We start from the raw sequence: 6,093 nt of genomic DNA on the forward strand, positions 1-6,093 counted from the left end.
CGTGGGCTCGGAGATGTGTATAAGAGACAGGGCGCAGCACGTGCTCGCCGGTGTCACCGCGGGCGTCGCGGCGCTCGCATGGCATCACCCGAGGTCCGGAACGACACCGACGCGCAGCAGTACTCCCTGGTCGAGGACGGCGAGGTGATCGGGTTCGCCGCGTACGAGGTGGACGGCGACGAGATCCGCTTCACCCACACCGAGGTCGACCCGGCACACCGCGGCGGCGGTCACGCGTCGATCCTCGTCCAGCACGCGTTGGACGACGTGCGCGAGGGCACGCGGCGGGTCGTCCCGCTGTGCAGCTACGTCAAGGCCTGGATCGAGCGGCACCCCGACTACCAGGAGCTGACGACCCGCTAGTCGGGATCAGTAGCTGCGGTCGAGCGTGCCGGGACGGGCCTCGTGCCGACCGGTGTGCCCGACCGTGGGCACCTTGATGAGCACGCTGCCGCTGAGCAGGTCGTGGTCGTCGTCGGCCGGCGTCGGGGCTTCCCGGGGCAGGCGTGACTGCCGTTCGTACTCGGCCTGGGACTCGTGCCGTGTCGGCGCGAAGACCTCGTCCATCATCGAGATGACGCCGCCGGATCCGCCCGAGCGAGTGGCCTTGTTCGACAGGTCGATCCACCCCAGGCGATCGGCGATCCACATCACGACGACCGCTGCGGCCACCGCCCCCATGAGGATCAACCAGTTCACGTGCCCGACGGTACGTCAGCCGGGCGGGTGACACCTCCGCCGCGCGGATGATCCTCGCGATCCGACCGGATGTGGCCCGGATCGGAGGACGTTCACGAAGCGGGCGCGACGGTCGGCGGAACCACTGGTTCTCCCGAGCCGGCCGCGAAGGAACGCGTCGACGCTCGCGGCATGGAGTCGAAGCAACAGCTGTGGGTGGCGATCGGGCTCGGTGCCGCACTCGTCCTCGGGGCGGTGCCGCCGTCGTGGTCCTGACCGCTCCCCCGGCGTCCGCGCACGCCGGGGCCCTCCTGACCGGGACCGTCCGGCAGGGATCGGTGTCGGCCGGGGTGAGCACCACGGGCAACGTCGCCCCGGTGTCGGAGACCGCCGTCGGGTTCGCCGTGCGCGGGACGATCGCGACGCTCGACGTGCAGGACGGGCAGACCGTCCAGGCAGGGCAGACGATCGCGACCATCGGCACGGCTGCCCTGTCCGGACAGTTGACCGACGCGCAGGCGGCGCTGTCGAGCGACGAGACCGCCCTGTCCGACGCGCAGACGGCGCTGACGGCGGCGGAGTCGACGCCGAGCACGACCGCCGAGTCGGTGACGACCAGGAGCGGGACCTCGGGTGCCGCGTCGGGGTCGGGCGCCGCGTCGGCGTCGAGCGCCTCGTCGGCGTCGGGCGTCGACCAGGCGCAGACGCAGGTCCTGGCGGACCAGGCGAAGGTCACCTCCGACCAGACGGCCGTCACGGACGCCCAGACCGCGGTCGGCGAGGCGACCCTGACGGCACCGGTCTCCGGCGCGGTCGTCGCGGTCTCCGGCGCGGTCGGGCAGACCGTGTCCGGCACCGGCTCGCAGACCGTGTCCCCGAGCGCCACGGGGTCGACGTCGACGAGCGGCGGATCGGGGTCGGGCGGCTCCGGGTCCGGTGGATCGGGTTCCGGCGGGACGAACGGCTCGTCGGGCACCGCGTCGTCGACCGGCTCCGGCGGGGTCGTGACGATCGCGGACACGTCGCACGACGTCGTCACCACGGACGTCCCCGAGTCCGAGGTCGGCGCGCTGAAGACCGGGCAGACGGCATCGGTGACGTACCCGGCGGCGAGCGGCGTCACGAGCACCGCCACCGTCACGGCGATCGCCCCGGTCGGGACCTCGTCCGCCGGTGTCGTGGTCTTCCCGGTCACCGTGACGCTCGCCGCCCTGCCGTCCGGCGTCCGGTACGGCGACACCGCCGACGTCACGGTCACCACGCAGTCGTCCCCGGCGAGCGCGCTGTCCGTCCCGGCGGCGGCGATCCACACGTCCGGGAGCGGGTCGTACGTCGACGTCGTCACCGGGGGCACGACGAAGCGGGTCCCCGTGACGACGGGCGTCGTCGGCACCGCCGGGACGCAGGTGAGCGGGTCCGGGCTGCGCGCCGGCGAGACGATCTCGCTCGGCACCGCAGCGGCGACCACCGGGACCGGCACGGGAGCCAGCGGGACCGGGTTCGGCGGGTCGGGCTTCGGCAGCGCCGGTCTCGGCGGCGGCACGGGCTTCGGCGGCACCCGCGGCGGCGGCGGCGGCGGGGCCGGCGGGGGCAGCCGGGCCGGCGCAGGGGGCACGGGCAACGGCGGCGGCACGGGCGGCACCTCGGGCGGCGGACGATGACCCCGACCGCGACGGCTCCCCGGGGACCGGCGATCGAGCTGCTCGACGTGCACCAGGTCTACGGCACCGGCGACGGCGCCGTGCACGCCCTGCGCGGCATCGACCTGGTCGTCGAGCGGGGCGAGTACGTCGCCGTGGTGGGTCCGTCCGGGTCCGGCAAGTCGACGCTGATGAACATCCTCGGCTGCCTCGACGTCCCGACGCACGGCGTGCACCGGCTCGGCGGAACCGACGTCCGGCTCCTCGCCGAGGACGACCTGGCCCGGGTCCGGAACCGTGACCTCGGCTTCGTCTTCCAGTCCTTCAACCTGGTCCAGCGGATGACGGCGCTCGCGAACGTGGCGCTGCCCCTGGCGTACGGCGGTGTCGGCCGGGTGGAACGCACCCGCCGTGCCCGGACCGCCCTCGAGCGTGTCGGACTCGCGGACCGGGCGGACCACGCGCCGGTCGAGCTCTCGGGTGGGCAGCAGCAGCGCGTCGCGATCGCCCGGGCCCTCGTCACCGAGCCCACGCTGATCCTCGCGGACGAACCGACCGGCAACCTCGACTCCCGCGCCACGGCGGACGTCCTCGACCTGCTCGACTCGCTGGCCGACGAGCACCGCACGATCGTGGTCATCACGCACGAGGACGAGGTGTCGGCGCGGGCCCACCGGGTGCTCACCATCGCCGACGGTCGGATCGTGGCGGACGAGCGGACCGGGAACGCGCGGCGGATCCAGGCCGGCGTGCGGATCGGAGGCGCACGGTGACGCCCGGCGACGTCCTGCTGAGCGCGCTCCGCGGGGTCACGGCGAACAAGCTCCGGTCCGTGCTGACGCTCCTCGGCGTGCTCATCGGCGTCGCGGCGGTCATCCTGCTCCTCGCGGTCGGCAACGGGTCGGCGCAGCAGGTGGCGGCCTCGATCGACTCCCTCGGCACGAACACCCTGACCGTCCGCCCGAACACGGCCCAGGCCACCGCGACCGGCACCGCGACCCGGCCCCTGACGGTCACCGTCACCCAGCAGCTCGGCGACGCCGGTCTCGGACACGTCGCCACGGTGGTCCCGGAGGTCAACGCCTCCGGCACCGCGGTGGCCGGGACCGTCTCGGAGCCCGACACCCAGGTGATCGGCACCACGCCGTCGTACTTCACGGCGAGCACGGCGAAGGTCGCCGCCGGCCGGGCCTTCCCGTCCGGCGACGCACGGGACGCGGTGGTCGGGACGACGATCGCCCAGGAGCTGTTCCCCGGTCGGTCGCCGATCGGGCAGAGCGTGTCCGTGGACGGCGTGCCGTTCACCGTCACGGGCGAGCTGGGCGAGCAGACGAGCGTCGGGTTCCAGGACCCGAACGCCGAGATCGTCGCTCCGCTCGCGGCGGTGCAGGCCGACCTGACCGGCCACGGCGCCGTGTCGGACGTCCTCGTCGCCGCGACGTCGCCGAGCACGGTGACGCAGGCCGAGGACGAGGTCACCATCGAGCTCGACCAGCTGCTCGGCGCGACGGCCGTCGACCAGCCGTTCACGGTGAACAGCGCCTCGACCGTGCTGCAGACCCGGCAGCAGAGTGCCCAGGCCTTCACGGTGCTGCTCGCCGCCGTCGCCGCGATCAGCCTGCTCGTGGGCGGCATCGGCGTCACGAACGTGATGCTCGTGACCGTCACCGAACGCACCCGCGAGATCGGCATCCGCAAGGCCGTCGGCGCGACCCGGCGGGCGATCCTGGCGCAGTTCCTCGCCGAGGCGGCGATCCTCACCCTCGCGGGCGGTGTCCTCGGCGTCGTCGTCGCGATCGTGGGGGCGCAGTTCCCGATCGACGGCACCACCCCGGTCCTCGTCTGGTCGAGCATCCCGCTGGCGCTCGGCGTCTCCGTCGCCATCGGCGTGTTCTTCGGGGTCTACCCGGCCGCCAGAGCCGCCCGCATGCGCCCGATCCAGGCGCTCCGCACCATCTGAGCCCGCACCAGCACCAGCACCAGCACCAGCACCGACCCGCACCCCGATCGAGAACGGATCCACCCGTCATGTCCAGCACGACCCCCGCACCCGCACCCGCCGGCCAGCCCGGACCCGCCGTCCCTCCGCCACCGTCGGCGGCCCCGCGATCCCCGCTCCGGTGGATCGTCCCCACCCTGGCGCTCCTCGTCGCCCTCGTCGCCGGACTCGTCGGCGGCATCGCGATCGGCAAGCAGACGGCCTCGGCCGCAGGCACCGGCACCGGCACCGGCCAGTTCGGCCGAGCAGGCATCGGCCAAGGCCAGGGCCTGGGCCTGGGCCTGGGCCAAGCGGGCCAAGGCCGAACCGGCCAGGGCGGGACCGCCGGCGCCGGCTTCGTCGCCGGGACCATCACGTCGGTCGACGGGTCGACCCTCACGATCACGACCCAGCAGGGCACGAAGGAGACCGTCACGGTCCCCTCGTCCGCGACGGTCACGACGACCCAGAGCAGCTCGGTCTCGGCCCTCAAGGCCGGCGAGCGCGTCACGGCCGTCGGGACCCCGGGCTCCTCGTCGGGATCACTGACCGCGTCCCGCGTCTCCGAGGGGCAGGCCTTCGGCACCCGCGGCGGACGCCCCGGGATCACCGGCGGCACCGGCGGCACCGGCGGCACCGGCGGCACCGGGCAGTGAACCAGGCCGAACGCGGCCGACCCTGCCCGCCTGGCACCGGCCCGCCGACACGGGACCGTCGGCCCCGGCCCGGCCCGCCGACCCACGCGCGCTCAGGGCACGCGCTCGAGCCACTCTCGCGTGTCGAACTTCGTGCGCACGAGCTCCTGCGCCCGGGCCCGCTCGGCCTCGGTCACGTGTCCCTCGTGCGCCCCGTACAGCTTCGTGAAGGTGCCGATCAACCGGTCGATGATCTCGGCGCGCGTCAGCCCGGTCTGCGAGCGAAGCGGGTCGACCCGCTTCGCCGCCGAGGTCGTGCCCTTGTCGCTCATCTTCTCGCGCCCGATCCGCAGGACCTCGACCATCTTCTGGCCGTCCATGTCGTAGCTCATCGTGGCGTGGTGGAGCAGCGCACCGGTGCCGAGGCGCTTCTGCGCCGCCCCGCCGATCTTGCCCTTCGTCGAGGTGATGTCGTTGAGCGGCTGGTAGTACGCCTCGATGCCGAGCGACTTCAGCGCTTCGATCACCCACTCGTCCAGGTAGGCGTACGAATCCGCGAAGGTCATGCCCTGCACCAGGTCGGTCGGGACGTAGAGCGAGTACGAGATGATCGCGCCGGCGTCCATGAACATCGCCCCGCCGCCGGAGATCCGTCGGACGACCTGCACGCCGTACTTCTCGGCGCCGGCGGGGTCGACCTCGTTCTTGAGGGACTGGAACGACCCGATCACGACCGCGGGCTGGTCCCACTCCCAGATGCGCAGGGTCGGGCCGCGGCGTCCGGCGCCGACCTCCTCGGTCAGGACCTGGTCGAGCGCGAGGTGCTCGTTCGGGCTGATCGGTCCCTCGTGGACGATCTCCCAGTCGACCCGGTGTAGCCCCAGTCGTCCGGCACGAGCGCGTCGGACGGCCACACCCACGGACTCGGGCGTGAAGCCGAGCAGGACGGCGTCCTCGGGCAGCGCGCCGCGGACCGCGGCGGCGATGCCGGCCGCGTCGGTGGTCGCGGGCAGACCGGTGACGGCCTGGTCGATCAGCGGGAGGGCGTCGTCGGGTTCGAGGAAGAAGTCGCCCGCCAGGCGGAACTCCTGGATGCTCCCGTCGACGACCTCGAGGTCGACGACGACCAGCTTGCCTGTCTCTTATACACATCTCCGAGCCC

Annotated in this window: 7 protein-coding genes; 5 read left to right on the top strand and 2 right to left on the bottom strand. The window is 73.5% G+C overall.

Annotation, left to right across the window (positions count from 1 at the left end):
- Positions 1–78: 78 nt before the first annotated feature.
- The gene (locus tag HUN59_RS19510; RefSeq protein ID WP_144802804.1) at positions 79–363 is read left to right on the top strand and encodes a GNAT family N-acetyltransferase; all 285 of its coding nucleotides are present in this window, start codon (positions 79–81) and stop codon (positions 361–363) included.
- 6 nt (positions 364–369) lie between these two features.
- On the opposite strand, the gene HUN59_RS15565 is transcribed toward HUN59_RS19510, so the two are convergent.
- Positions 370–699 carry a hypothetical protein gene (locus HUN59_RS15565; RefSeq protein ID WP_174777146.1) on the bottom strand — a complete coding sequence of 110 codons (330 nt, stop codon included), beginning with the start codon at positions 697–699 and terminating at the stop codon, positions 370–372.
- Between the two features lie 245 nt (positions 700–944).
- On the opposite strand from HUN59_RS15565, the gene HUN59_RS15570 reads away from it, so the two are divergent.
- The 4 genes from HUN59_RS15570 to HUN59_RS19975 all read left to right on the top strand — a co-directional run bounded on the left by HUN59_RS15570 (position 945) and on the right by HUN59_RS19975 (position 4,952).
- Entirely contained in the window at positions 945–2,339 is a 1,395-nt protein-coding gene (locus HUN59_RS15570; protein WP_174778867.1) for an efflux RND transporter periplasmic adaptor subunit, read from the top strand.
- The gene (locus tag HUN59_RS15575; RefSeq protein WP_174778868.1) at positions 2,336–3,091 is read left to right on the top strand and encodes an ABC transporter ATP-binding protein; all 756 of its coding nucleotides are present in this window, start codon (positions 2,336–2,338) and stop codon (positions 3,089–3,091) included. The genes HUN59_RS15570 and HUN59_RS15575 overlap by 4 nt, the downstream gene beginning before the upstream one ends.
- Positions 3,088–4,278, top strand: a complete 1,191-nt coding sequence (locus HUN59_RS15580; RefSeq protein ID WP_174778869.1) for an ABC transporter permease — start codon at positions 3,088–3,090, stop codon at positions 4,276–4,278. The genes HUN59_RS15575 and HUN59_RS15580 overlap by 4 nt, the downstream gene beginning before the upstream one ends.
- Before the next feature lie 68 nt (positions 4,279–4,346).
- Complete coding sequence (locus tag HUN59_RS19975) at positions 4,347–4,952, top strand: hypothetical protein (RefSeq protein ID WP_174778870.1); 606 nt, start codon at positions 4,347–4,349, stop codon at positions 4,950–4,952.
- Positions 4,953–5,044: 92 nt separating this feature from the next.
- Here HUN59_RS19975 and HUN59_RS15590 read toward each other — a convergent pair whose 3' ends face one another.
- Positions 5,045–6,061, bottom strand: coding sequence for a lipoate--protein ligase family protein (locus HUN59_RS15590; RefSeq protein ID WP_254630074.1), 1,017 nt, complete (start codon positions 6,059–6,061; stop codon positions 5,045–5,047).
- Positions 6,062–6,093: the final 32 nt, after the last annotated feature.

This window comes from Curtobacterium sp. Csp2, from assembly GCF_013347165.1.

Excerpts from the sequence above, each read along its gene's own strand:
- HUN59_RS19510 (WP_144802804.1), top strand. The coding sequence starts at position 79 with ATGGCATCACCCGAGGTCCGGAACGACACCGACGCGCAGCAGTACTCC.
- HUN59_RS19975 (WP_174778870.1), top strand. The coding sequence starts at position 4,347 with ATGTCCAGCACGACCCCCGCACCCGCACCCGCCGGCCAGCCCGGACCC.
- HUN59_RS15575 (WP_174778868.1), top strand. The coding sequence starts at position 2,336 with ATGACCCCGACCGCGACGGCTCCCCGGGGACCGGCGATCGAGCTGCTC.